Origin of the sequence: Streptomyces sp. NPDC097981, assembly GCF_040302565.1 — a bacterium.
Classification (GTDB): Bacteria; Actinomycetota; Actinomycetes; order Streptomycetales; family Streptomycetaceae; genus Streptomyces.
Map to the genome: position 1 here is coordinate 48,971 of NZ_JBEORW010000001.1, position 25,269 is coordinate 74,239.

The 25,269-nt window shown below is 71.9% G+C and carries 21 protein-coding genes; 6 read left to right on the forward strand and 15 right to left on the reverse strand.

Features of this window, described 5'->3' with window-relative positions; genetic code table 11:
* Nucleotides 1-3: 3 nt before the first annotated feature.
* On the forward strand, nucleotides 4-2,070 hold the full coding sequence (locus ABTY04_RS00200) for a SpoIIE family protein phosphatase (protein ID WP_352211026.1): 2,067 nt from the start codon (nucleotides 4-6) through the stop codon (nucleotides 2,068-2,070).
* A 94-nt stretch (nucleotides 2,071-2,164) separates the two neighbouring features.
* Here the strand turns inward: ABTY04_RS00200 and ABTY04_RS00205 are convergent, their stop codons facing one another.
* The gene (locus ABTY04_RS00205) at nucleotides 2,165-4,990 is read right to left on the reverse strand and encodes a SpoIIE family protein phosphatase (protein ID WP_352211027.1); all 2,826 of its coding nucleotides are present in this window, start codon (nucleotides 4,988-4,990) and stop codon (nucleotides 2,165-2,167) included.
* An 18-nt stretch (nucleotides 4,991-5,008) separates the two neighbouring features.
* Nucleotides 5,009-5,986, reverse strand: coding sequence for a GlxA family transcriptional regulator (locus tag ABTY04_RS00210; protein ID WP_352211028.1), 978 nt, complete (start codon nucleotides 5,984-5,986; stop codon nucleotides 5,009-5,011).
* 82 nt (nucleotides 5,987-6,068) lie between these two features.
* On the opposite strand from ABTY04_RS00210, the gene ABTY04_RS00215 reads away from it, so the two are divergent.
* A complete protein-coding gene (locus ABTY04_RS00215; protein ID WP_352211029.1) occupies nucleotides 6,069-6,701 on the forward strand; it encodes a cysteine hydrolase family protein in 633 nt (210 codons plus the stop codon).
* Between the two features lie 105 nt (nucleotides 6,702-6,806).
* On the opposite strand, the gene ABTY04_RS00220 is transcribed toward ABTY04_RS00215, so the two are convergent.
* Nucleotides 6,807-7,955, reverse strand: a complete 1,149-nt coding sequence (locus ABTY04_RS00220) for a glycerate kinase (RefSeq protein ID WP_352211030.1) — start codon at nucleotides 7,953-7,955, stop codon at nucleotides 6,807-6,809.
* A 245-nt stretch (nucleotides 7,956-8,200) separates the two neighbouring features.
* Here ABTY04_RS00220 and ABTY04_RS00225 point away from each other — a divergent pair, with 245 nt between their 5' ends.
* Nucleotides 8,201-8,701: an NUDIX domain-containing protein gene (locus ABTY04_RS00225; RefSeq protein WP_352211031.1), complete on the forward strand. Its 501-nt coding sequence runs from the start codon at nucleotides 8,201-8,203 to the stop codon at nucleotides 8,699-8,701.
* 35 nt (nucleotides 8,702-8,736) lie between these two features.
* Nucleotides 8,737-9,165, forward strand: a complete 429-nt coding sequence (locus ABTY04_RS00230; protein ID WP_352211032.1) for a hypothetical protein — start codon at nucleotides 8,737-8,739, stop codon at nucleotides 9,163-9,165.
* A gap of 1 nt (nucleotide 9,166) precedes the next feature.
* Here the strand turns inward: ABTY04_RS00230 and ABTY04_RS00235 are convergent, their stop codons facing one another.
* The 11 genes from ABTY04_RS00235 to ABTY04_RS00285 all read right to left on the reverse strand — a co-directional run bounded on the left by ABTY04_RS00235 (nucleotide 9,167) and on the right by ABTY04_RS00285 (nucleotide 22,376).
* A complete protein-coding gene (locus ABTY04_RS00235) occupies nucleotides 9,167-9,664 on the reverse strand; it encodes a methylated-DNA--[protein]-cysteine S-methyltransferase (protein WP_352211033.1) in 498 nt (165 codons plus the stop codon).
* 15 nt (nucleotides 9,665-9,679) lie between these two features.
* A complete protein-coding gene (locus tag ABTY04_RS00240) occupies nucleotides 9,680-11,161 on the reverse strand; it encodes an AlkA N-terminal domain-containing protein (protein WP_352211034.1) in 1,482 nt (493 codons plus the stop codon).
* A 185-nt stretch (nucleotides 11,162-11,346) separates the two neighbouring features.
* A complete protein-coding gene (gene pssA, locus ABTY04_RS00245) occupies nucleotides 11,347-12,129 on the reverse strand; it encodes a CDP-diacylglycerol--serine O-phosphatidyltransferase (protein ID WP_352211284.1) in 783 nt (260 codons plus the stop codon).
* Nucleotides 12,130-12,202: 73 nt separating this feature from the next.
* Nucleotides 12,203-12,859, reverse strand: coding sequence for a phosphatidylserine decarboxylase (locus ABTY04_RS00250; protein ID WP_030868027.1), 657 nt, complete (start codon nucleotides 12,857-12,859; stop codon nucleotides 12,203-12,205).
* A 186-nt stretch (nucleotides 12,860-13,045) separates the two neighbouring features.
* Entirely contained in the window at nucleotides 13,046-14,251 is a 1,206-nt protein-coding gene (locus ABTY04_RS00255) for an acyl-CoA dehydrogenase family protein (protein WP_030868030.1), read from the reverse strand.
* A 2-nt stretch (nucleotides 14,252-14,253) separates the two neighbouring features.
* Nucleotides 14,254-14,766 carry a MaoC family dehydratase gene (locus tag ABTY04_RS00260; RefSeq protein WP_030155134.1) on the reverse strand — a complete coding sequence of 171 codons (513 nt, stop codon included), beginning with the start codon at nucleotides 14,764-14,766 and terminating at the stop codon, nucleotides 14,254-14,256.
* A gap of 15 nt (nucleotides 14,767-14,781) precedes the next feature.
* A complete protein-coding gene (locus ABTY04_RS00265; protein WP_352211035.1) occupies nucleotides 14,782-15,756 on the reverse strand; it encodes an HpcH/HpaI aldolase/citrate lyase family protein in 975 nt (324 codons plus the stop codon).
* Nucleotides 15,753-17,804 carry an ethylmalonyl-CoA mutase gene (locus ABTY04_RS00270; protein WP_352211036.1) on the reverse strand — a complete coding sequence of 684 codons (2,052 nt, stop codon included), beginning with the start codon at nucleotides 17,802-17,804 and terminating at the stop codon, nucleotides 15,753-15,755. The genes ABTY04_RS00265 and ABTY04_RS00270 overlap by 4 nt, the downstream gene beginning before the upstream one ends.
* 31 nt (nucleotides 17,805-17,835) lie before the next feature.
* Entirely contained in the window at nucleotides 17,836-19,173 is a 1,338-nt protein-coding gene (gene ccrA, locus ABTY04_RS00275; RefSeq protein ID WP_352211037.1) for a crotonyl-CoA carboxylase/reductase, read from the reverse strand.
* A 403-nt stretch (nucleotides 19,174-19,576) separates the two neighbouring features.
* Nucleotides 19,577-20,398, reverse strand: a complete 822-nt coding sequence (locus tag ABTY04_RS00280; protein WP_352211038.1) for a TetR family transcriptional regulator — start codon at nucleotides 20,396-20,398, stop codon at nucleotides 19,577-19,579.
* A 175-nt stretch (nucleotides 20,399-20,573) separates the two neighbouring features.
* Complete coding sequence (locus tag ABTY04_RS00285; protein WP_352211039.1) at nucleotides 20,574-22,376, reverse strand: 3-hydroxyacyl-CoA dehydrogenase family protein; 1,803 nt, start codon at nucleotides 22,374-22,376, stop codon at nucleotides 20,574-20,576.
* A gap of 398 nt (nucleotides 22,377-22,774) precedes the next feature.
* On the opposite strand from ABTY04_RS00285, the gene ABTY04_RS00290 reads away from it, so the two are divergent.
* Nucleotides 22,775-23,335: an adenylosuccinate lyase gene (locus ABTY04_RS00290; RefSeq protein ID WP_352211040.1), complete on the forward strand. Its 561-nt coding sequence runs from the start codon at nucleotides 22,775-22,777 to the stop codon at nucleotides 23,333-23,335.
* Nucleotides 23,336-23,348: 13 nt separating this feature from the next.
* Nucleotides 23,349-23,807: a RidA family protein gene (locus ABTY04_RS00295; protein WP_352211041.1), complete on the forward strand. Its 459-nt coding sequence runs from the start codon at nucleotides 23,349-23,351 to the stop codon at nucleotides 23,805-23,807.
* A 9-nt stretch (nucleotides 23,808-23,816) separates the two neighbouring features.
* Here ABTY04_RS00295 and ABTY04_RS00300 read toward each other — a convergent pair whose 3' ends face one another.
* Nucleotides 23,817-25,223 carry an acyltransferase family protein gene (locus tag ABTY04_RS00300; RefSeq protein ID WP_352211042.1) on the reverse strand — a complete coding sequence of 469 codons (1,407 nt, stop codon included), beginning with the start codon at nucleotides 25,221-25,223 and terminating at the stop codon, nucleotides 23,817-23,819.
* Nucleotides 25,224-25,269: the final 46 nt, after the last annotated feature.

The following is a 25,269-nucleotide window of genomic DNA, read 5'->3' on the forward strand; positions in this document are numbered from 1 at the left end:
GCGGTGGACACATACCAGTCGACGAGCGATGTCCCGGATCAGCCGGCCGCGGCTGTCGGGTACGCCGGTGTGCTCCGCGAGCTGCTCCCGATCGCCCTGTGGCGGGAGGACGCCGACGGGAAGATCGTCGAATGGTCGCTCGCCGCCCAGGACCTGCTCGGCCACCGCCCCGAGGACATCATCGGCCTGCCCGGCGCCGCCGTACTCGTCCCCGAGGCCAACCAGGCCCTCGCCGACGACCTCACCCGGCGCGTCCAGGCGGGTGAGACGGTGGTCGGCACCCTGCCGGTCCGCCACCGCGACGGGCACCGCGTCACCATGGAGATGTGGATCGTCCCCGCCGTCGACTCGCAGGGCCGCATGGGGGCCATGCTGATCGCGGTGGAGACCTCCGAGGTCCTGCGGATGCGGGACTCGCTCGCCGCCCTCCAGAGCCTCTTCACCCAGTCGCCCATCGGACTCGCCACCCTCGGCCCTGACCTGCGCTTCCTTCGGGTCAACGACGCGCTGGCCCGGATGAACGGGGTCCCGGCCGCCGAGCACCTCGGAAAAACGCTCACCGAGGTCGTGCCCGGCGTCAACGCCGCCGCTCTCGAAGCGACGATGCGGCAGGTCATGGACCGGGGAACCGCCGTCGTCGACGTCCGCCGCACCGGCCGGACCCCCGCCGACCCCGAGCACGACCGGACCTGGTCCTGCTCGTACGCCCCGCTCCTCGACGGCTCCGGCCGCCCGCTCGGCGTGATCGCCTCCCTCATCGACATCACCGAGAGCCAGCGGGCCCAGGCCGAGGCCGAACTGGCCCGCCGGCGCTTCGCCGTCCTCGCCGAAGCCGGGACCAGCATCGGCACCACCCTCGACCTGAGCCAGACCGCCCGGGAGATCGTGCAGGTCCTCGTACCCCGACTGGCCGACTCGGCCGACGTACAGCTGCTGGAGTCCGTCCTCGCGCCCGACGACGCGGCGGCCTCCCACCACGGCGTGCTCCGCCGCCTCGCGGTCCGGTTCCCCGACCCGGACGCGCCCACCGCCCGTCTGGCACCCGGCCAGACCTTCCAGATCCCGGCGGACTCGGTCTACGAGCGGGTCATCGCCGACGGGCGGCCCATGAACCTGTACGTGTCCGACGTCCACGCCCTGATCACCGACCCGCGCGCCGCGGAGCTGCGCGACTACCTCGCCACCCTCGGCTGCGCCCGGCTGATCCCGCTCGTCGCCCGCGGCACGGTGCTGGGCGCGGTCACCGTGACACGGCTGCGCAGCCGCGAGCCCTTCGACGACCAGGACTGCGTACTCCTCGACGAGGTGGTCGCCCGCGGGGCGCTCAACATCGACAACGCCCGGATGTACACCAACCAGCGGCGGGCCGCCCTGACCCTCCAGCGCAGCCTCAGCAACAGCGCCCTGCCCGAGGTCACCGGCCTCGAACTCACCGGCCGCTACCTGCCCGCCAGCGACCACGACGTCGGCGGCGACTGGTACGACGTCATCCAGCTGCCGGGCGGGCGCACCGGCCTGGTCATCGGGGACGTCATGGGCCACGGGATCCACGCCGCGGCCGTCATGGGACAGCTGCGCACGGCCGTACGCACCCTCGCCCGCCACGACGTCTCCCCGGCCCGGCTGCTCCGTTCGCTCGACGCCACGGTCGCCGACCTGGGCGAGGACGAGATGGCGACCTGCGTCTACGCCGTCCACGACCCGGCCACCGGCGGCTGCGTCATCGCCCGCGCCGGCCATCCGCCGCCGGCCGTGGCCACGGGCCGCGGGGAGGTCACCTTCCTCGACGGCCCGCCCGGCACCCCGCTGGGCACGGGCGGGCAGGAGTTCCGCACCGAAGAGGTCGCCCTGCCGCCCGGGAGCCTGCTCGTGCTGTACACCGACGGCCTCATCGAGGCCCGTGACCGCGACCTCGACCAGGGCATGGCCCAGCTCGGGTGGGCGCTGCGCGATCCCGGGCGGCCCCTGGACCGGTTGTGCGACGACATCCTGGCGCGCCTGCTGCCGGCGGCCCCACAGGACGACGTGGCGGTCCTGCTGGCCCGTAGGGCGGCCTCCCGGCCCGGCTGACCCTCCCCGGCCCCGCCCGCGCCCCGCGTACCCCTTCCGCCCCTCCCATGGCCCTGTGCCACGGTCGGACCGCCTCCCCGCGCCGGCGGCCCGGTCACCAGGCCAGGTCCTCCAGCGCCTCCAGGTCCAGCACCGGCTCCGGCCCCGGCTCCCCGGTCAGCGGCAGCTCGGCCCAGATGACCTTGCCGCGCTCGGCGTACCGGGTGCCCCAGCGCTCGGCGTACTGCGCGACCAGGAACAGCCCGCGGCCGCCCTCGTCGGTGGTGGCCGCGTACCGCAGGTGCGGCGACGTGCCGCTGGCGTCGGAGACCTCGCAGATCAGGGTGCGGTCGCGCAGCAGCCGCACCCGGATGGGCGCGGTCCCGTACCGGATGGCGTTGGTGATCAGCTCGCTGAGGATGAGCTCGGCCGTGAACGCGAGGTCCCCCAGGCCCCAGGCGGCGAGCTGCGCGGAGCCCGCGTTGCGCACCCGGGAGACGGCGGCCGGGTCGGGGGGCACGTCCCACTGCGCGATGCGGTCCGCCTCCAGCCGCCGGGTGTCGGCGACCAGCAGGGCGATGTCGTCGCTCGGCGCCGGGAACAGCAGCGCGGCCAGTACGTCCGAACAGGCCTGGTCGGGGCTGCGGCCGGGACGGGCGAGCGTCTGGGCCAGCAGGCCGAGCCCGGTGTCGAAGTCCCGGTCGCGGTCCTCCAGCAGGCCGTCCGTGAAGAGCACGAGCCGGCTCGACTCCGGCAGCGTCAGCTCGGCGGCCTCGAACGGCATGCCGCCCACGCCGAGCGGCAGACCGGCGGGCAGCTCCGGGAACTCCACGCCCCCGTCCGGCCGGACCAGGGCCGGTCCGGGGTGCCCGGCACTCGCCATCGTGCAGCGCCCGGAGACCGGGTCGTAGACCGCGTACAGGCAGGTGGCGCCGGTGATGCCGGCCGCCTCGCCCGGCCCCTGCCCGGCGTCCGCGGCTTCCCCGGCCTCCCCGGCGTCCCTCGACTCGTTCTGGTCGATCCGGTGGATCAGTTCGTCCAGGTGCCCCAGCAGCTCGTCGGGCGGCATGTCCAGGGACGAGAAGTTGTGCACGGCGGTCCGCAGCCGGCCCATCGTGGCCGCCGCGTGCACCCCGTGCCCCACGACGTCGCCGACGACCAGTGCCACGCGGGCGCCGGCGAGGGGGATCACGTCGAACCAGTCGCCGCTCACCCCGGCCTTCGCGGGCAGGTAACGGAAGGCCACGTCCACGGCGTTCTGGTCCGGCAGCACCCGGGGCAGCAGGCTCCGCTGCAGGGCCACGGCGGTGGCGTGCTCCCGGGTGAAGCGGCGGGCGTTGTCGATGGAGACGGCCGCCCGCGCCCCCAGCTCCTCCGCGAACGACAGGTCCTCATCGTCGAAGGCCTCCGGGGTGTCGGCGGCCCGCCAGAAGTTGGCCATGCCGAGGACCACGCCGCGGGCCTGGAGCGGCACCGAGATCAGCGAGTGCAGCCCGTACCCCAGGGCCTGGCGGGTGCCGGCCTCGTCCTGGGCCCGCCAGCCCATCGCCTTCTTCAGGTCCGGCGCGAGCACGGCGTGCCCGGCGTCCAGGGCCGCCGCCATCGGCGCCGTCGGCACCTCGAACCGGATGACGTCGCCAACCGGCTGCAGCGGCTGGTCGGTGCGCACCCCGCTCATCGCAGCCCGGCGCATCCGCGTGTACACGCCGCTGGCCGGCGTGGGCTCCTCGCCCTTCAGCACCGGTTCCAGCAGCTCCACCGTGACGAAGTCGGCGAACCGCGGGACGGCCACCTCCGACAGCTCCTCCGCCGTCCGCACCACGTCCAGCGTGGTCCCGATCCGCACCCCCGCGTCGTACAACTGCTGGAGCCGCTCCCGGGCCACCTCTGCGCGGCCCGAGAGCGCGGCGAGCTCGGTGGTGTCGCGCAGGGTCATCACACACCCGGACGGGTGTCCTCCGTACGGTTTGGTGGGGCGGACGTTGACGGCCAGGAGCCGGTCGCCCGCCAGGTGCACCTCGTCCGTCGCCACCCGCCCGGACAGCAGCAGCGCCGTGGTGCGCGGGTCGAGGCCGAGCTCGCTCACATGGCGCTGCTCGGCGTCGGGCGGCAGGTTCAGCAGGCGCCGGGCCTCGTCGTTGGCCAGCAGCAGCCGCTGATCGGGACTGATGATCATGACACCCTCGCGCACCGCGTGCAGGACCGCCTCGTGGTGCTCGTTGATCCGGGCCATCTCGGCCTCGCCCAGGCCCCGCGTCTGCCGCCGCAGCCGCCGGCTGACCAGTGCGGCGCCGCCCGTGCCGAGCAGCAGCGCAGCGGCCGTGGCGCCCAGCAGGAGGGGGAGCTGGCCCTCGACCACGTCGGCGACGTTGGTGATCTCGATGCCGGTGCCGACCAGGCCGACGACCTTCCCGTCCGCGTCCCGTACGGGGACCACGGCGCGCACCGCGTCGCTCGGGGCGCCCTTGAACACCTCGGTGAAGGGCTGTCCGGCGACGGCGCGCGAGAGGTCGCCGGTGGCCCGTTTGCCGATCAGGTCCGGCCGCGAGTCCGTGTAGCGGATCCCGTCGGTGGTCATCACGGCGATGAAGTCGACGCCAGAGGCCTGGCGGGCGCCGTCGGCCAGGGGTTGCAGCCGGGCGGTGGGGTCCGGCGATCTCAGGGCCTCCGGGAGGCCGGGGGCGTGCGCGAAGGCCTCGGCGGCCGCGAGGGAGCGGTCGCGCGCATCGCGCTCGGTGTTGTAGCGCTCCTGGAACACGAGGGCCAGCGAGGCGGCGGCGATCAGCAGCACCACGATCACCGCCTGGAGCGCGAAGACCTGACCGGCGACGCTGCCCGTACGCAGGGAGAGGCGCGGGTGCAGGCCCGGGTGCAGGCCCGGGCCCGGCCCGGGCTGCTGCCGGGCCGGCGATCCCCTGGGTCGACCCAGACGTCCGGCCATGAGCCATTTCTAACACTGTCACCGGGATTTGGGCGGGCCTGCGGGCGCGACGGAGGCCGCAGCGCGGTACGCGCGGGGGCTGAGGCCGACGTACGAGGCGAAGTGCTGGCGGAAGGTGACCTCGCTGGCGAAGCCCGCGCGCCGGGCCACCTCCGGAACCGGGTGGTCGGTCCGTTCCAGGAGCTTGCGGGCCTCGTCGAGGCGGTGGCCGAGGAGCCAGCGGTGCGGGGTGGTGCCGGTCGCGGCGACGAAATGGCGGGCGAACGAGCGCGGCGACATCCCTGCCCAGCGGGCCAGCGTGGCCACGGACAGCGGCTCGTGCAGATGGCGCAGGGCCCGCTCCCGTACGGCCGCCAGGGCCTCGGCGGTCCGGTCGGCCGCCGGGGTCGGCCGGTCCAGGTACTGCGCGTGGTCGCCGGTACGGAACGGGCCCGTCACCATGGACCGGGCGATGGCGGCGGCGGCCTCCGCGCCGTGGGCCTCCCGTACGAGGTGCAGGCAGAGGTCGATCCCGGAAGCAACCCCGGCGGAGGTCCACAGACCACCGTCCTCCACGTAGAGCGGGGCGTCCTCGACCAGCACGGAAGGGTGGCGCGCGGCGAGCTGCGGAGCCAGCCACCAGTGGGTCACGGCCCGGCGGCCCGCCAGCAGGCCGGCCTCCGCGAGGATGAACGCGCCCGCGCACAGCGCGGCGACCGGCACGCCCCTGGCGTGCGCGTCCCGCAGGGCGGCGAGGACCGGCTCGGGCGTGGGGTCGGCGGGCTCGGCCAGCGCGGGCACGACGACGAGATCGGCCCCGGCGAGCCAGTCGAGCCGCCGGTCGGGGGCCAGGGTGAGCCCGCCGGGCAGCGCGATCGGATCCGTGCCGAGGGCGCACCGGCGGAGCTCGAAGCGGGGGACGCCCATACGGCTGCGGTCGGGGCCCCAGACCTCGGTGATGACGGCGAGGTCGAAGCTGCGGATGCCGGGCTGGACGACGACGGCGACACGATGCATGCTGCCATTCTGGCAGGATCTCATCGGTTCGGGTCCCCGCTGCCGCTGTCGGCCGGGCGGCCGCGGCGGAGAGCATGAGGACATGACGACGAACGAGAACACGAACGAGAACACGAACGGGATCGAGCTCGCCCCGAACGCCGCCCTCCTGGTCATCGACGTGCAGAAGGGCTTCGACGACGCTTCCTACTGGGGCCCGCGCAACAACCCGGCCGCCGAGGCCAACATCTCCGCCCTCATGGACGCCTGGCAGGAGTCGGGCCGCCCGGTGGTGCTCGTCCAGCACGCATCGCGACCCGGCTCGGTCCTGGCGGCCGACCAGCCCGGGTACGCCTTCAAGGACTTCGTGGCGGACCGGGTGGGACAGGAGTCCCTGCTGGTCACCAAGACCGTGAACTCCTCCTTCTACGGCACCCCGGACCTGGCCGCATGGCTCACCGCCCAGGGCATCGGCCAGCTGGTGGTGTCCGGGATCCAGACCAACATGTGCGTCGAGACCACCGCGCGGATGGCCGGGAACCTGGGATACGACGTCCTCGTCCCGCTCGACGCCACCCACACCTTCGACCTCGCGGGCCCGGACGGACTCGGCCTGACGGCCGACCAGCTCGCCGCCGCGACCGCAGTCAACCTCCATGGCGGCCACTTCGCCCGCGTGGTGACCACGGCTCGGCTGCTCGCCGCCTCGGGGGCGCCGGCCCGGGTCACGGCGTAGGACCGCAGCCACCGCAGACGTGTCTCCCGCCGCCGGCCGCAAACGCGGCGGGCCCGGTACCCCGAATCGGGTTACCGGGCCCGCCGGACAAGCGGCAGCGCAGCGTCAGAGCACGTCGGCGGCAATGGCGGCCGCCACCCGCTCCAGCAGCGGTCCTGCGTTCGGGATGGACTTGGCGGGGTCGGGCTCCAGGTCCGTCAGCGGGTACGCCTTGCGGATCCCCGCGGCCTCCAGGGCCTCCTGGGTCAGCAGCAGCCGCCCGCAGACCGCCACCACCGGCTTGCCCGCCGCGCGGGCCGCCGCCGCGACACCGGCCGGAGCCTTGCCGTGCAGGGTCTGCTCGTCCAGGGAGCCCTCACCGGTGATCACCAGCGTCGCCCGCTCCAGCGCGGGGGCGAAGCCCAGCACCTCCAGCATCAGCTCGATGCCGGGCCGGAAGCTCGCGCCGAGCAGCAGTGCCCCGTACCCGATGCCGCCCGCGCCGCCCGCACCCGGGGCGGCCGCCAGGCGGCCGGCCTTCTCGCCGATCGACTTCTCCAGCACCACCGCGAAGTGCGCCAGCGCCGCGTCCAGCGTCGCCACGTCCTGCGGCGACGCCCCCTTCTGCGGGCCGTACACCGCAGCGCAGCCCTTCGGGCCCGTCAGCGGGTTGTCCACGTCGCTCGCCAGGACGAAGTCGACCTCCGCGAAGCGCGGGTCGATCCCGGACAGGTCGGCGGAGGCCAGCTCCGCGAGCGCGCCGCCGCCCGGACCGACCGGTTCGCCGTTCGCGTCCAGGAACACGGCGCCCAGCGCGGCCAGCATTCCCGCACCGCCGTCGGTGGTGGCGCTGCCGCCCACACCGAAGACGATCGAGCGCGCCCCCGCGTCCAAAGCGGCTTTCAGCACCTCGCCCGAGCCGTACGTGGTCGCCGTCAGCGGGGCGAACACACCCGCCGGCAGCAGCTGGAGCCCGGAGGCCTCCGCCATCTCGACCACGGCGGTACCGCCGCGCAGCGCGAAAGCGGCCGTGACCTGCTCGCCGAGCGGTCCGGTGACCCGTACCTCCCGGCGTTCGAACCCGGCCGCCACGGCGGCCGCGACCGTGCCGTCGCCGCCGTCCGCGACGGGGAGGGTCTCGACCTCCACGCCGGGTACGGCCGTGCGAAGGCCCGCCGTCACCCGCTCCGCGACCTGCACGGCCGTGAGCGAGCCCTTGAATTTGTCCGCGGCGATGAGCACGCGCGCGGTCTCAGTTACTGCTCCGTCCGTCACCTTGCTAATCCCTTGCTATCGAACAGTGCAGTCGCGCCCCCATGAGCGTATCCGGAGGATCCTCCTATGCCCATGGGTGGCCTGGGTCACACCTGGCGTGCCATGCCCGTGAATGCGGGCATACGCCTGCATAGTGTGGCCGCATAAGAGCGGATTCCCTGGAAGACGCACGTCGGGATTCCCCGGGTGGGGGCCCACCGGAGGGCTGATCCCGGGCGCGTGGGGCGGCTGGGTAGGGTTGCGGCGTGACCACCACGGATGACTACGCCACGTACATCGCGAGCCTGCCCCGGGTGCTGGCCGGCGCCGCCGCGCTCTACCGGGACGCCGGGGGCCGGGTGCTGCTCGTCGAGCCCAACTACCGTGAGGGCTGGGCCCTGCCGGGCGGCACCATCGAGTCGGACCGGGGCGAGTCCCCGCGGGCGGCCGCCCGTCGCGAGAGCGCCGAGGAGATCGGCCTCGACCTGCCGCTCGGCCGCCTGCTCGCCGTCGACTGGACGCTCGGCGAGGGCCGCCCGCCGCTGGTCGGCTACCTCTTCGACGGCGGCGTGCTCGACGAGGCCCAGCTGGCCTCGATCAAGCTCCAGGAGGAGGAGCTGCTCTCCTGGCGGCTGGTCGAGCCGGCCGAACTCGCCACGTACCTCCCCGGATCGCTCGGCCGGCGCACCCAAGAGGCGTACCGGGTCCTGGAGTCCGGCGAGGGCGCCGCGGAACTGGAGAACGGCAGCCGCCCGGTCTCCCCGTGACACCGGGCTTACTCGAAGCAGGACAGAATCATCTGATGATCACGATGTACGCCTGGCCCAGCACCGCCGACGGGCCCGATGCCCTGCCCATGGTCCACTTCACCACCGAGCAGCAGGAGGGCGGCGAGGTCACCCCCGAGGGGACGCCGGTGTGGCTGTTCGACACCGCGATACGCGAGGGCGGCTGGGCCCAGTTCACCGATTTCGAGGGCTGGTCCGTCCCGGCCGCCGACTGGCAGGCGTTCTACCGCCGTGAGGACGACCTCCTCGCCGTCACCGGCCCCGGCGCCTGCGAGGGCTGGTACCAGGGCAACCTCGGCGCCGACGCCGACTGGGTGGCGGCGGCCACCGCGCAGCAGAGCGTGGTCCTGCTCGCCGCCCCCGTCCCGCACCCCTCGCTCTACGGCTACGCGGTGGAGGCGGGAGCCGCGTTCGCCCTGCTCGTGCCGCTCGCGATCGTCTGACTCAGGAGGTGAGCCCGCCGGCCTCGAACGCCAGCAGGCGCACCTTGCGCTCGACGCCGCCGCCGTAGCCGGTCATGCTGCCCGAGGCGCTGATCACGCGGTGGCACGGCACGATGATGCTGACCGGGTTCTTCCCGTTGGCCAGCCCCACCGCACGCGAGGCGTTCGGCTTGCCGAGCCGGGCCGCGAGCTCCCCGTACGACCAGGTCTCGCCGTACGGGATCCGGACGAGCTGGTCCCACACGCTGCGCTGGAACGCGGTGCCCTCCAGCCGGACGGGCACCTCGAACTCGGTGAGCTCCCCGGCGAAGTACGCGGTCAGCTGGCGGGCCACCTCGTCGAACGGCTCCTCGGTCGCGGCGACCCGCTCCCCGAAGGACTCCTCGGCCGGCCGGTGCCGCTGCCCGGCCATGTACAGGCCGCTGAGGACGCCGTCCGTGGCGACCAGGGTGAGCGGGCCGTAGGGGCTGTCGACGACGGTGTGCTGCTTGGTGCTCATGACGGGATGCACTCCTCAGACGGGCAGGTGGTTGACGGGGTGGGCGTCCGTGGCCCACAGGTACTGCACGGCGTACGCGCGCCAGGGCCGCCAGCGGGCCGCCCGGGCGGTGAGCGCCGCGGGCGTGGACGGCAGCCCGAGCCCCTTCGCGGCCCGCCGGACCCCGAGGTCGGACGGCAGGAAGGCGTCGGGATCGCCCAGCGCCCGCATCGCGATCACCTCGGTGGTCCACGGGCCGAACCCGGGCAGCGCGCTCAGCTGCGCGCGGGCCGCCGCCCAGTCGCTGTCGATGCCGAGGGGGAGGGAGCCGTCGGCCAGCGCGCCGACGAGGGTGGTGAGGGTGGCGCGACGGCCGGCGGGGAGGGCCAGGGACTGCGGGTCCAGGCCGGCCAGCGCCTGCGGCGAGGGGAACAGGTGCGTCAGCCCGCCCTCGGGATCGGGGTCGGCCACCGGTTCCCCGTACGCGGTGACCAGCCGGGCGGCGTGCGTCCGGGCCGCCGCCGTGGACACCTGCTGGCCGAGCACCGCCCGTACGGCGAACTCCGCCGCATCGACCGTGCGCGGCACCCGGCGCCCCGGGGCCTTGTCCACGAGCGGGGCCAGCAGCGGGTCGGAGCGCAGCTGCTCGTCGACGGCCTCGGGGTCGGCGTCGAGGTCGAGCATCCAGCGGCAGCGGCTGATGGCGATGGTGAGGTCGCGCAGGTCGGTCAGGGCGAGCCGGCAGCCGATGTGGTCGGGCTGCGGGCTGAGGGCGACGACCCCGGTGCCGTACGGGAGCCGCAGCGTCCGGCGGTAGGCGCCGGACCGCCACTCCTCGACGCCGGGGACGGCGGTCGCCGCGAGGTGGCCGAAGAGGTTGTCCGGGTTGAGCGGGGCCCGGTAGGGCAGGCGCAGACTGATGGTCCCGGGCACCCTGGGCTCCCGCCGGCCGGCCTTCTCCGCCCGCAGGCGCAGCTCACCGGGCGCGAGGGCGAAGACCGCCCGGACGGTTTCGTTGAAGGTCCGGATGGAGGAGAACCCGGCGGCGAAGGCGACATCGCCCATGGGCAGCCCGGAGGTCTCGATGAGCAGCCGGGCGGTCTGGGCGCGCTGCGCCCGCGCGAGGGCGAGGGGCCCGGCGCCGAGCTCGGCGTTCAGCTGCCGCTCGACCTGGCGGGTGGAGTACCCCAGCCGGGCGGCCAGGCCGGGCACGCCCTCGCGGTCCACGACCCCGTCCTGGATGAGCCGCATGGCCCGGGCGACGGCATCGGCGCGGGCGTTCCACTCGGGGGAACCGGGGGAGGTGTCGGGCCGGCACCGCTTGCAGGCCCGGAAACCCGCCTGCTGGCAGGCGGCGGCGCTGGGCAGGAAGGTCATGTTCTCGACCTTGGGGGGCACCGCGGGGCAGCTGGGGCGGCAGTAGATCCGCGTGGTCAGGACGGCTGTGAAGAACCAGCCGTCGAAGCGGGCGTCCTTCGACTGCACGGCCCTGACGCAGCGGTCGGTGTCGGTGTACATGGCTCCAGCATCCCGGGGCGGGAGCGGTCGGGCTGGCGGTTTTCCGACATCAAGCGTAGCCCTGGCAGGGCCGTCAGGGGTGGCGCGGGATCGTCTCAGGAGCCCGCCCCCTCCGCAGCCCCCGGGCACGCGAAAGGGCCCCCGGTGCCACATCGGCACCGGGGGCCCTTCGCAAAGCAGCGGCGTTACGGGAGCTGCGCCGCACGCGCCTCGCGGCGGTTGTGGCGGATCGTGTTCGCCCGACGGGTCGTCGCGAACAGCGGGATGGTGGCCGCCAGGGCGATCTGGAGCGCGCAGCCGGTCTGGAGCAGCAGCTGACCGCCCGGGGCGTCGAACGCCCAGGCCGCCAGCAGGCCCATCGCACCGACGATCCAGCTCAGCATCGCCACCGCGAGGACTCCCCGCGGCTTCGGGTATTCGACCCGGCTCACCATCAGCCAGGCCACCCCGATGATCGCCAGCAGCGTCGGGACGAACGGCAGCTCCAGCAGCACGATCGAGACGACCGTCAGCGCGCCGAAGGGGCTCGGCATGCCCTGGAACATGCCGTCCTTCATCGTCACGCAGCTGAATCTCGCCAGGCGCAGCACCACGGCGAGCAGCACGACGATCGCCGCCAGTGCCGACATCTTCTGGTGCGCGTCGTCGGCGACCATGCCGTAGACCAGCACGAAGTACGCCGGCGCCAGCCCGAAGCTGATCAGGTCGGACAGGTTGTCCAGCTCGGCGCCCATCGGCGAGCTGCGCAGCTTGCGGGCCACGATGCCGTCGAAGAGGTCGAAGACCGCTGCGAGCAGCATCAGTATCACCGCGGTCGCCGCGCTGTGCCGGGCCATGCCCGACTCGCCGCTGCCGGTGAGGTGCGGGATGAGGATACCGGTGGTGGTGAAGTACACCGCCATGAATCCGCACGTGGCGTTGCCGAGGGTGAGGGTGTCCGCTATCGACAGCCGCAGCGAGAGCGGCATGTCGTCCTCTGCGGACTCCTCCTCGGCGCCCTCGGGGACCCACCCACCCGACGGTGTGGTGGGAGTCTCAGGGTCAGTCACGGTCAATTCGGGTCACCCCCGCGGTGGTGGCCTGACCGACCTCGACCGCGACCTCGACACCCTCGGGGAGGTAGATGTCGACGCGGGACCCGAAGCGGATCAGACCGATGCGTTCGCCCTGCTCCACCTTGGTGCCGGCCGGCAGGTAGGGGACGATGCGGCGTGCGACGGCACCGGCGATCTGCACCATCTCGATGTCGCCGAGCTCGGTGTCGAAGTGCCAGACAACGCGCTCGTTGTTCTCGCTCTCCTTGTTGAACGCCGGGACGAACCCGCCGGGGATGTGCTCCACGGACGTCACTGTGCCCGCGAGGGGCGCGCGGTTGACGTGGACGTTCAGCGGGCTCATGAAGATCGCGACGCGGGTCCGTCCGTCCTTCCACGGCATGATGCTCTGCACCACACCGTCGGCGGGCGAGATGACCCGGCCCTGCGTGATCTCACGCTCGGGGTCGCGGAAGAACCACAGCATGCCCGCCGCGAGCGCGGTGGTGGGCACGGCCACTGCCGCCCAGCGTCCGGACTTGCGGGCCCGGGTGAGGCTGAGCGCAGCGGTGGCGACGGTCGGCAGGAGCCACGGCGATGCTCCGCGTGCGAGACGTCCACCGAGGATGCCGACGCGAGGTGCAGAGGTTTGGCTGTGGGGCATGGATGACCTTCGTAGCGGGTGATTGCCGCGCCGCAAACAGGGGGACGGGACGGCGGCTTTACTGGAATGCTATCGGTTGCACGCAACAACTGGGCAAGCCAGAAGCCGAGTCGATGGCCGCCAGCCAGTGACTGCGAGTGATTCTTTTGCGACGGACCCCCGGAGGATCCGCCGCAAAAGGTACTTTCAGCCCTGGAGTCGGTACTCCTCAAGCAGGCGCCGACCGATGATCATCTTCTGGATCTCGGCCGTTCCTTCACCGATCAGCAGCATCGGTGCCTCCCGGTAGAGACGCTCGATCTCGTACTCCTTCGAGAACCCGTAGCCGCCATGGATACGGAAGGCGTCCTCCACCACCTCCTTGCAGTATTCGGAGGCGAGGTACTTCGCCATCCCTGCTTCGAGGTCGTTTCGTTCCCCGGAGTCCTTTTTGCGTGCTGCGTTCACCATCATGGCATGGGCGGCCTCGACCTTGGTAGCCATCTCGGCCAGCTTGAACTGAATGGCCTGGTGTTCGGCGATCGCCTTGCCGAAAGTGTGACGTTGCTGGGCATAAGAGACGCCCAGTTCGAATGCACGCTGAGCGACGCCGCAGCCACGTGCCGCCACGTTGACGCGGCCGACCTCGACCCCGTCCATCATTTGGTAAAACCCTCGGCCGGTCTGGCCGCCGAGGACGCGATTGGCCGGAATGCGAAGTCCGTCCATGATGAGCTCGGTCGTGTCGACGCCCTTGTAGCCCATCTTGTCGATCTTGCCCGGGATGGTCAGGCCCGGACGGACCTCTCCGAAGCCCGGCTCCTTCTCGACCAGGAAGGTCGTCATCGACTTGTGCGGCGCGGTGCCCTCGGGGTGGCCTTCGTCACTTCGCACGAGGACCGCCACCAGGGTGGAGCTGCCGCCGTTCGTCAGCCACATCTTCTGGCCGTTCAGGACGTACTCGTCGCCGTCCTTGACCGCCTTGGACGTGATGGCCGACACATCGGAGCCCAGGCCCGGCTCGGACATCGAGAAGGCGCCGCGCACCTCGCCCAGCGCCATACGGGGGAGGAAGTGGTCCTTCTGCTCCTGCGTGCCGTGCTGCTTGAGCATGTACGCCACGATGAAGTGGGTGTTGATGATGCCCGAGACGGACATCCAGCCCCGCGCTATCTCCTCCACGCACAGCGCGTAGGTGAGCAGCGACTCACCCAGGCCGCCGTACTCCTCGGGGATCATCAGCCCGAAGAGGCCGAGCTCCTTGAGGCCGTCGACGATCTGCTGGGGGTACTCGTCACGGTGTTCGAGCTCGGTCGCGACCGGGATGATCTCCTTGTCGACGAACTCCCGGACGGTCTTCAGGATCTCCCGCTGGACGTCGGTCAGCCCGGCGGTCTGGGCGAGTCGGGCCATGGCTACTTCCCCTGTTCCTTCAGCTGCGGGCGGCCGGGCTGCTCGCCGCCGCGCTCCTTGATGTACGTCTCGGTCGGGACCATCACCTTGCGCCGGAAGACGCAGACGAGGGTGCCGTCCTGCTTGTAGCCCTTGGTCTCCACGTAGACGATCCCGCGGTCGTTCTTCGACTTGGACGGGGTCTTGTCGAGGACCGTGGTCTCGCCGTAGATGGTGTCGCCGTGGAAGGTCGGCGCCACGTGCCGCAGGGACTCGATCTCCAGGTTGGCGATGGCCTTCCCGGAGACGTCCGGCACGGACATGCCGAGCAGCAGCGAGTAGATGTAGTTGCCCACGACCACGTTCTTGCCGAAGTCGGTCGTGTTCTCGGCGTAATTGCTGTCCATGTGGAGCGGGTGGTGATTCATGGTCAGCAGACAGAAGAGGTGGTCGTCGTACTCGGTGACCGTCTTTCCGGGCCAGTGCTTGTAGACCGCGCCGACCTCGAACTCTTCGTAAGTGCGTCCGAACTGCATAGTGCTCTGTCCTTGTCAGCTGGCGGGGATCTCGAACTTGGTGGTGCGCTGCATCCCGGCCGCGCGGCCCTTGCCCGCGATGACCAGGGCCATCTTGCGGCTCGCCTCGTCGATCATCTCGTCGCCGAGCATGGCCGAGCCCTTTTTGCCGCCGGCCTCGGAGGTGCACCAGTCGTACGCGTCGAGGATCAGCTCGGAGTGGTCGTAGTCCTCCTGGGAGGGGGAGAAGACCTCGTTGGCCGCGTCGACCTGGCCCGGGTGCAGCACCCACTTGCCGTCGAAGCCCAGCGCCGCCGCCCGGCCCGCCACCTCGCGGTAGGCGTCCACGTCGCGGATCTGGAGGAAGGGGCCGTCGATCGCCTGGAGGTTGTGCATGCGGGCCGCCATCAGGATCCGCATCAGGATGTAGTGGTAGGCGTCCGCGGGGTAGCCGGGCGGCTGCATGCCCACGACCAGGGACTTCATGTTGATCGAGGCCATGAAGTCGGCCGGGCCGAAGATGATGGTCTCCAGCCGCGGCGAGGCGGCCGCGATCTCGTCGACGTTGACCAGGCCCTTGGCGTTCTCGATCTGCGCCTCGATGCCGATCTTGCCGACCTCGAAGCCCATGGTCTTCTCGATCTGGGTCAGCAGGAGGTCGAGCGCCACGACCTGCTGGGCGTCCTGGACCTTCGGCAGCATGATGCAGTCGAGGTTCTGGCCCGCGCCCTCCACGACCGTGATGACGTCGCGGTACGTCCAGTGCGTCGTCCAGTCGTTGACGCGCACGACCCGGGTCTTGCCGGTCCAGTCGCCGTTGTTCAGCGCGTCCACGATCGTGTGGCGGGCGCCTTCCTTGGCGAGCGGGGCGCAGGCGTCCTCAAGGTCGAGGAAGACCTGGTCGGCCGGCAGGCCCTGGGCCTTCTCCAGGAAGCGCGGGTTCGAGCCCGGGACCGCGAGGCAGGAGCGGCGCGGCCGCAGCCGGTTGACCGGGGACGTGGGCGTGGTCATGCGGGGACCTCCAGAGGGTCGAGCTTGTTCGCTTTCCGGATCTCGTCGACGATACGTCCGATGATCTCCGTGATACCGAAGTCCTTGGGTGTGAATACGGCGGCGACTCCGGCCGCCTTGAGCGCGATGGCATCGGCGTTCGGAATGATGCCGCCGAGGACGACGGGGATGTCACCCGCCCCCGCGGTCCGGAGGCGTTCCAGCACGTCCGGCACGAGCGCGCTGTGCGAACCGGACAGGATGGACAGTCCCACGCAGTGCACGTCCTCGGCCAGCGCCGCCGTGGAGATCTCCTCGGGCGTCAGTCGGATGCCCTGGTAGACCACCTCGAAACCGGCGTCGCGGGCCCGTACGGCGATCTGCTCGGCGCCGTTGGAGTGCCCGTCCAGGCCGGGCTTGCCGACCAGCAGGCGCAGCCGGCCGGAGCCCAGGTCCTCGGCGGTACGGGAGACCTTCTCGCGGACGAGGGCCATCGGCGTGCCCTCCTCGGCGGTGACGGCCACCGGGGCCGAGGAGACCCCGGTCGGGGCGCGGAACTCGCCGAACACCTCGCGCAGGGCGTTCGCCCACTCGCCGGTGGTGACACCGGCCCGGGCGCACTCCAGGGTGGCCTCCATCAGGTTCTCGGTCCCGGCCGCGGCCTCCTTCAGCCGGTCCAGGGCCTGCATCACCGTCGGGAAGACGAACGGGTCGCCGCCCCCCTGCCGGTCCGAGGACTCCTGCCGCTCGGCCCGCCAGCGGCCGATCCGCTCCACGGTCAGCGCCTCCACGGCCCCGTCCACCGTCATGATCGCGCCGTCGAGATCGGCGGTGAGCGGGTTCGGCTCGGTCTGCTCGAAGCAGTTGACGCCGACGATCTTGTCCTCGCCGGCCTCGATCCGGGCGCGCCTCTCGGCGTGCGAGGAGACCAGCTGGGACTTCAGGTATCCGGACTCGACGGCGGCCATCGCGCCGCCCATCTCCTGGATCCGGTCGATCTCGGCCAGGCAGTCGGCGACCAGGGAGTCGACTTTGGCCTCGATGACGTGGGATCCGGCGAAGATGTCCTCGTACTCCAGCAGGTCGCTCTCGTGCGCCAGGACCTGCTGGATGCGCAGCGACCACTGCTGGTCCCAGGGCCGGGGCAGGCCCAGTGCCTCGTTCCAGGCGGGCAGCTGCACGGCGCGGGCGCGGGCGTCCTTGGAGAGGGTGACCGCGAGCATCTCCAGCACGATGCGCTGGACGTTGTTCTCCGGCTGCGCCTCGGTCAGGCCGAGGGAGTTGACCTGGACGCCGTACCGGAAGCGGCGCTGCTTGGCGTTCTCGATGCCGTAGCGCTCGCGGGTGACCTGGTCCCAGATGCGGCCGAAGGCGCGCATCTTGCACATCTCCTCGATGAAGCGGACGCCCGCGTTCACGAAGAACGAGATACGGGCGACCACTTCGCCGAAACGATCCTCCGGGACCTGGCCCGAGTCGCGCACGGAGTCGAGCACGGCGATCGCGGTCGACATCGCGTACGAGATCTCCTGGACCGGGGTGGCCCCGGCCTCCTGGAGGTGGTACGAGCAGATGTTGATCGGGTTCCACTTCGGGATGTGGTTGACCGTGTACGCGATCATGTCCGTCGTCAGGCGGAGCGAGGGCCCGGGCGGGAAGACGTGCGTCCCGCGCGAGAGGTACTCCTTGACGATGTCGTTCTGAGTGGTGCCCTGGAGCTGCGAGATGTCCGCACCCTGCTCCTCGGCGGCCACCTGGTAGAGCGCCAGCAGCCACATCGCGGTGGCGTTGATCGTCATCGAGGTGTTCATCTGCTCCAGGGGGATGTCCTGGAACAGCCGCCGCATGTCGCCCAGATGGGAGACCGGGACCCCGACCCGGCCCACCTCGCCGCGGGCGAGGATGTGGTCGGGGTCGTAGCCGGTCTGCGTCGGAAGGTCGAACGCGACCGACAGGCCGGTCTGGCCCTTGGCGAGGTTCCGGCGGTACAGCTCGTTGGACGCCTCGGCCGTGGAGTGGCCGGCGTACGTCCGCATGAGCCACGGACGGTCTTTCTGGCGCTCTGTCATCTCAGGCTGTCCCTTTGGCCCTTGAAGGATCTCAGACGTTGCGGAAGCGGTTGATGGCCTCGAGGTGCGTCGCGCGCATCTCGTGGTCGCGCACGCCCAGGCCCTCCTCGGGGGCCAGCGCGAGGACGCCGACCTTGCCCTGGTGGAGGTTGCGGTGGACGTCGTACGCGGCCTGGCCGGTCTCCTCCAGGGAGTAGACCTTCGAGAGGGTGGGGTGGATCTTGCCCTTGGCGACCAGGCGGTTGGCCTCCCAGGCCTCGCGGTAGTTGGCGAAGTGCGAGCCCACGATCCGCTTGAGCGACATCCACAGGTAGCGGTTGTCGTACTCGTGGTTGTAGCCGGAGGTCGAGGCGCAGGTGACGATCGTGCCGCCCTTGCGGGTGACGTAGACGCTCGCGCCGAAGGTCTCGCGGCCCGGGTGCTCGAAGACGATGTCCACGTCCTCGCCGCCGGTCAGCTCGCGGATGCGCTTGCCGAAGCGCTTCCACTCCTTCGGGTCCTGGGTGTGCTCGTCCTTCCAGAACTTGTAGCCCTCGGCGTTGCGGTCGATGACCGCCTCGGCACCCATGGCCCGGCAGATGTCCGCCTTCTCCGGAGAGGAGACGACACAGATCGGGTTGGCGCCGCCGGCCAGCGCGAACTGGGTGGCGTACGAGCCGAGGCCGCCGCTGGCGCCCCAGATCAGGACGTTGTCGCCCTGCTTCATGCCGGCGCCGTTGCGGGAGACCAGCTGGCGGTAGGCGGTGGAGTTGACCAGACCGGGGGAGGCGGCCTCCTCCCAGCTCAGGTGGCCGGGCTTCGGCATCAGCTGGTTGGACTTGACGAGTGCGATCTCCGCCAGGCCGCCGAAGTTGGTCTCGAAGCCCCAGATGCGCTGCTCGGGGTCGAGCATCGTGTCGTTGTGGCCGTCCGAGGACTCCAGCTCGACCGAGAGGCAGTGCGCGACGACCTCGTCGCCCGGCTTCCAGGCATTGACGCCGGGGCCGGTGCGCAGCACGACGCCCGCGAGGTCGGAGCCGATGATGTGGTACGGGAGGTCGTGGCGCTTGGTGAGCTCCGACAGGCGCCCGTAGCGCTCAAGGAAGTTGAAGGTGGACACGGGCTCGAAGATCGAGGTCCACACGGAGTTGTAGTTGACCGACGAGGCCATGACGGCCACGAGGGCCTCGCCCGGGCCGAGCTCCGGCACCGGGACCTGGTCGAGGTGCAGGGACTTGCGCGGGTCCTTCTCACGGGTGCTGAGCCCCGCGAACATCTCCGCCTCGTCCTTGTGCACGGTGATCGCGCGGTACGAGTCGGGGAGCGGCAGGGCCGCGAAGTCGGCGGCCGTTGCGGCCTGCGACTGGATCGCGTCCAGGATGTCCTTCACGGTGTTGCCTCCGGCGAAGCGCTGATGAGGGTGCGCTGAGGGGTACGCGGGTACGCGGGTGCGTGGAACGGGTGTGGCGTGGTGCTGCGGGTGCTGCGAGATGCCGTCGGTCTGGCGAAGCTGTTTGCGGCGCCCGTGGTGGGGCGTGCGGTGCCTGGTGACGCAGGCATCCGGGGCGCGGTTCGTGCCGTGTGGGCGAGGACCGCGGGGACATCCGGATGAGATTCAACGTATGGCACCCCGTGTCACTCGGCAAGGCACTGCGTGCCAAAACTTTCTCTCATTTGCCTATTGACCTGCACAGATGAGCGATGATCGATCAGAGTTACCCGCGAGTAGGGGCAAGTCGGACAAACAAAAGCGGCCGCCCCCGGAACGGGAGCGGCCGCTGTGATGCGTGCGACTACTGCTTGTTTCTCAGTGCTTCCTCGATGGTCCGCATGACCTCGTCGAGCGGGGCGTCGGTACGGGCCACCGCGACCAGCACCTCGCCCTGTGCCCGGACCTCCGCCGGCGCGGCGTGGGCCGGTGCGGTGCTCACGGTCCGGCCCGCGCCGATGCCCGTGCCGAAGGTCTTGCGCACGATCGCGAAGGCGTGGTCGAGCTGCGCCTCCACGTCCCCCTGGCCGCCCGCCCGCAGCCACCGCCGCAGCACGTGGTTGTGGGCCGTGACCACGGCCGACGCGGCCACCTCGGCCAGCAGCGGATCGTCGTTGCCGTCGTGGTGGTCGGTCTCGTCGAAGTGGGCCAGCAGATAGCGGGTGAACAGCCGCTCGTACCGGGCCACGGAGGCGATCTCCCGCTCCCGCAGCGCCGGCACCTCGCGGGTCAGCCGGTAGCGCTCCACCGACACCGCCGGCGAGGCGGCGTACATCTTCATGACTTCCTTGATCCCGCGGCACACCGTGTCGAGCGGGTGCTCGTGCGCCGGGGCCACGTCCAGCACCGCTTCGGCCCTGGTCAGGGTGTCGTCGTGGTCCGGGAAGATCGCCTCTTCCTTGGACCGGAAGTGCCGGAAGAAGGTCCGGCGCGCCACCCCCGCCGTCGCGGCGATCTCGTCGACCGTCGTCGCCTCGTACCCCTTGGTGGCGAACAGCTCCATGGCGGCGGCGGCGAGCTCGCGGCGCATCTTGAGCCGCTGCGCGGCCGCCTTGGTGCCGGCCGTGCTCTCCGGACTGTCGGAGGCCGTGGCGGCGCGGGGCGAGGTCTTGGCGGGCTGGGACATAGACCGAAAGTACTTCATTTGCGCCGGGGAGCGCGCCTGAGGGGGGTGGGACAGGGGTGGATGCGGGGGAGAGCCCGCACTGGGCTCGGAGGGAACGGCCTGCCGTGAGGGTGCGGCAGACCCGAGCAGCCCTCCCCACGCATCCGGCTCTGGGGGCCCTTGGCCAGGGCGCTGCTTACCGGCGGGCGTACTCACGGAATCCGCGGCCGGTCTTCCGGCCCAGGCAGCCCGCCGCCACCAGGTGCTCCAGCAGCGGGGACGGAGCCAGACCGGGGTCGCGGAACTCCTTGTGGAGGACCTTCTCGATCGCCAGCGAGACGTCCAGGCCGACGACGTCGAGGAGCTCGAACGGGCCCATCGGGTAGCCGCCGCCCAGCCGCATCGCGGCGTCGATGTCGTCGAGGCTCGCGTAGTGCTGCTCGACCATCTTCACGGCGTTGTTCAAATACGGGAACAACAGCGCGTTCACGATGAAGCCGGCCCGGTCCCCGCAGTCCACGGGGTGCTTGCGCACCTTCGTGCAGATCTCGCGGACCGTTGCGTGCACGTCGTCCGAGGTGAGGACGGTCCGGACCACCTCGACCAGCTTCATCGCCGGCGCCGGGTTGAAGAAGTGCATGCCGATCACGTCCTGCGGACGCGTGGTGGCGCGGGCGCAGGCGATCACCGGGAGCGAGGAGGTCGTGGTGGCCAGCACCGCGCCCGGCTTGCAGATCTTGTCGAAGGCCGCGAACAGCTCCTGCTTGACGGCCAGGTCCTCCGCGACGGCCTCCACGGCCAGGTCCACGTCCGCGAAGGCGTCCAGCGAGCCGGCCGGGGTGATCCGGTCCAGCGTCTGCGCCGCGTTCTCCTCGGTCAGCCGGCCCTTGGACACCGCACGGCCCAAGGACTTGCCGATCGCGGCCTTCGCGGCGTCCGCCTTCTCCTGGCTGCGGGCGGCGAGCACCACCGCGAAGCCGGCCTGCGCGAAGACCTGCGCGATACCGCTCGCCATGGTGCCGGAGCCGGCCACGCCGACGGAGGTGACCGGGCGGCCCTCGCCGAGCCGGGCCCCGTCCAGCGGGGTCTGCGCGTCGCGGACGATCGTGGAGCTGCCCGGCTCCTCGTACGTGTAGAAGCCGCGCCCGGACTTCTGCCCGGTCAGGCCGGCCTCGGCGAGCTGGCCCAGGATCGGGGCCGGGGCGTGCAGCCGGTCGCCGGAGGAGGCGTACATGGCCTCCAGGACGGTCCGGGCGGTGTCCACGCCGATCAGGTCGAGCAGGGCCAGCGGGCCCATGGGCAGGCCGCAGCCGAGCCGCATCGCCGCGTCGATGTCCTCGCGGGAGGCGTACTTCGACTCGTACATCGCGGCGGCCTGGTTGAGGTAGCCGAAGAGCAGGCCGTCCGCGACGAAGCCGGGGCGGTCGCCGACCGAGACGGGCTCCTTGCCGAGCTCGCGGGCCAGCGCCGTGACCGCCTCGACGGCCGGCGGGGCGGTCAGGACACAGGAGACCACCTCGACCAGCTTCATCGCCGGGGCCGGGTTGAAGAAGTGCAGGCCGAGGACGCGCTCGGGGCGCTGCGACTCGGCGGCGAGCCGGGTCACCGACAGGGCGTTGGTGCCGGTGGCCAGGATCGTGTCGGGCCGGACGATCGCGTCGAGCTCGCGGAAGAGGCGCTGCTTGAGCTCGTAGTCCTCCGGGACGACCTCGATGACGAGATCGGCATCGGCGGCGGCGCTCAGCTCGGTGAAGGTGCGGAAGCGGGCGAGCACGCCCTCCCGCTCCTGCTCGGTGAGGCGCTCGCGGGTCACCGAACGGGCCGTGGCGGCCGCGAGGGCGGCGGTGGCCCGGCGGGTGGCGGTGTCGCTGATGTCGATGCCGATGACCTCGCGGCCGGCCTGGGCGAGGACCTCGGCGATGCCGGTGCCCATCGTGCCGAGGCCGACGACGGCGATGGTCTGGAGGGTGGACTGACTGGACGTGGACGGAAGGTCCATCGCGGGACTCCAGTGGAAGAGGGTGACGACTGAGGGCGGCGCGCGGTGCACGACTCGCGGCCGGAGAACGGAGCATCGGCAGCCCCGGAGCCCGGGGATCCGAGGATCCGGAGATGCCGCACGAGAAGCCCGGAGGGCGGGCGGTGCGGCGGGCGGCGGACCCTGTCCCGGGGCCGCGCCGTACACGAGAGATACCTGAGGTACCGGACCGACTGATACGGGGCGGCTGCGTCACCAGGCCTGCCTCGTACGTTGAAGGGAGCGTAACCCGCCGGTAACTGGCGCGCCAGAGCGCGGAGATGTGAGCTGTACCGCCCAAATGTACCGATCATCGATCATCGATCACCCATCTGTGGAAACCCCCCGCGGCCACGGCCCCGCCCGCCTAGGGTGGCCGGGTGAACGACGTGCTGGAGCGCCTGCGGGCGGAAGCCGCCGGCTCGGCGGAGTACCCGGAGTACGAGGCGCTGCTCGCGGCCGGCCCGGACGCCCTGGCCGCCTCCCTCACCTCGGCAGGGCTGCCCCTGTGGGCCCGTGAACTGGCCGCGTACCGCCTCGGCCTGGCCGGCGACCGGCGCGCCTTCGAGCCGCTGGTGCTGCTCCTCAACCACCGCGACCCGCCGCGCTGCGCGGCCGCCGCCGAGGCCCTCGCCGTACTGGGGGACCCGCGCACCGCCCGGGCGGCGGCCGCCCTCGCCACCAACACCCTGCGCACGGCCTACGCCCTCCAGCCCGTCCGGCTCCTCACGGCGCTGCGCGCCCCCGAGTCGGCGCCCGTCCTGATGGCCACCCTGTCCCGGCTGCTGTCCCCGCACGACCCCTACTGGCGGGTGGCCCTGGCCTGCGTCGAGGGACTCGGCGCCCTCGCCGACGCCCGGTCCCGCGAGGTACTGACCCGCGCCCAGTCCCACCCGCGCCTCGCCGTCGCGGCGACGGCGGCGCTGCGCGCGCTCGGCTGACATGATCGCCCGCATGAGCGAACACGGCGAACACGGCGGACACGACGACGGCCACATCACCCGCATACCGGCACCGGACGGCGTCCACCCCGGTACGGGCTACAGCCATGTCGCCTGGGGCACCGGGCGGTTCATCGCGGTCTCCGGCCAGTGCGCCTTCGACGAGCAGGGCCGGATCGTCGGCGCGGGCGACGCCTCCGCGCAGGCCCGCCAGGTGTTCGAGAACCTCCGGCGCTGCCTGGCCGCGGCCGGGGCGACCTTCGACGACGTGGTGAAGCTGACCTATTTCGTCACGGACGTCGCCCACCTCCCGGCGGTACGGGAGGCGCGCGACGCCGTCATTCCCGCCGACCGGCTGCCGGCCTCCTCGGCCGTCCAGGTCGCCGCCCTCTTCCGGCCCGAGCTCCTGCTGGAGGTGGAGGCCTTCGCGGTGCTGCCGGTGCCCGCGACGCAACCGGTCCGCCCGGCCTGACCTGTTCGGTCAGCTCCGGGACGCCGCCGTCCCGCCCGGTGCGCGGGCGGGCTCGCGGTCCGCGCCCCCCGGCTGCCGGGGCACGAGACCACCGGGTACGAGCGCACCGGGCCCGGCCGCGGCCGCCCCGGCCGAGGCGGCCGGCCGGCGCCGGTCCGCAGCCTGCTGGACCCGCCGGCCGAGACGCTGCGCCGGCAGCTCGACCAGGCGGTACATCAGGTGGCTCGCCGCCAGCAGCACGGTGAGGAAGACAGCCGTCCAGGCGATCTTCCCGGGTGTCGACGAGGGCATCGGCGGAACTCCCACCAGCGGTCCGACGGCGCGCATCAGCGGGAAGTGCAGCAGGTACAGCGAGAAGCTGATCGTGCCGAGCCAGGTCAGCACCTTCGGGAAGCGCCGGCCCCGCAGCAGGAAGCCGAGGCCGAACAGGGCCCAGGCGGCGAGGTAGGAAGCCGACCACGCCTTCCAGCCGGAGGTCCAGGTGTGCACCTGGACCCCGTCCCGGTTGTACAGCCAGCCCACGAGCACGCCCGCCACGATCACGAAGGCGCAGCCGAGCAGGGCCGGGACCCGGCGGATCCCGCCGTGCTGGGCCCGGTACACCGCGGTTCCGGCGAACATGGTCGCGAAGATCGTCAAGGTCTCGAACGGGACGGCCCGGCCGTTCAGCGCGATCAGGACCAGGCCGAGCCCGCCGAGCAGCAGGGCCCCCGCCCCGGTCGCCTTGCGGTTGCCGCTGAGCACCCCCCAGAAGCCGATGAGGACGACCGGGGTGACGATCAGCAGGAGCAGCCGGACCGAGCCGAGTTCCGCGACCAGCAGCCCGGAGCCGACGGACGTGCCGACCGCAACCGCGGCGCCGGCGAAGACCACCGCGATCGTGGTGCTGTGCCGGTGCAGGCCCCGGGTGAACAGGGCGGTGACGAAGAAGTAGAAGACCATCTCGTAGCAGAGCGTCCAGGTGACGTTCATGCCGTTGACGACGCCGAGCAGGTCCTGGAGCAGCAGGCCGTTCGCGACCAGCGAGGCGAGGTCGTCGCCGGTCTGCAGCAGCGAGACCGAGAAGTCCCCGGCCGGCACCATCATGACCGAGACGGCCAGGGCGACGACGAGGGCCGGGTGGATCCGGAAGATCCGGCCGATCCAGAAGGCCCGGACGTCCCCCCGGCGCTCCAGCGAGGCCGGGACGATGTAGCCGCTGACGATGAAGAAGAGCATGACCCCGAACAGACCGAGGTCGAAGTTCTGCCGCACCGCAGCGCCGAAGGGCAGCATCCGCAGCACGTTGAAGTGGTGCAGGGCCACGACCAGGGCGGCGATGCCGCGCAGCGCGTCCAGCCAGCCGAGCCGGGCAGGGGCGCCGGCCGGTGCCCCTGCGGACTTCGGCAGGGCGGGAAGGGGTGTCGGCGTCTTCACCGCAGGGACCCTAGCCGATGACCCGGCCGCCCCGTCCCGTTCACCG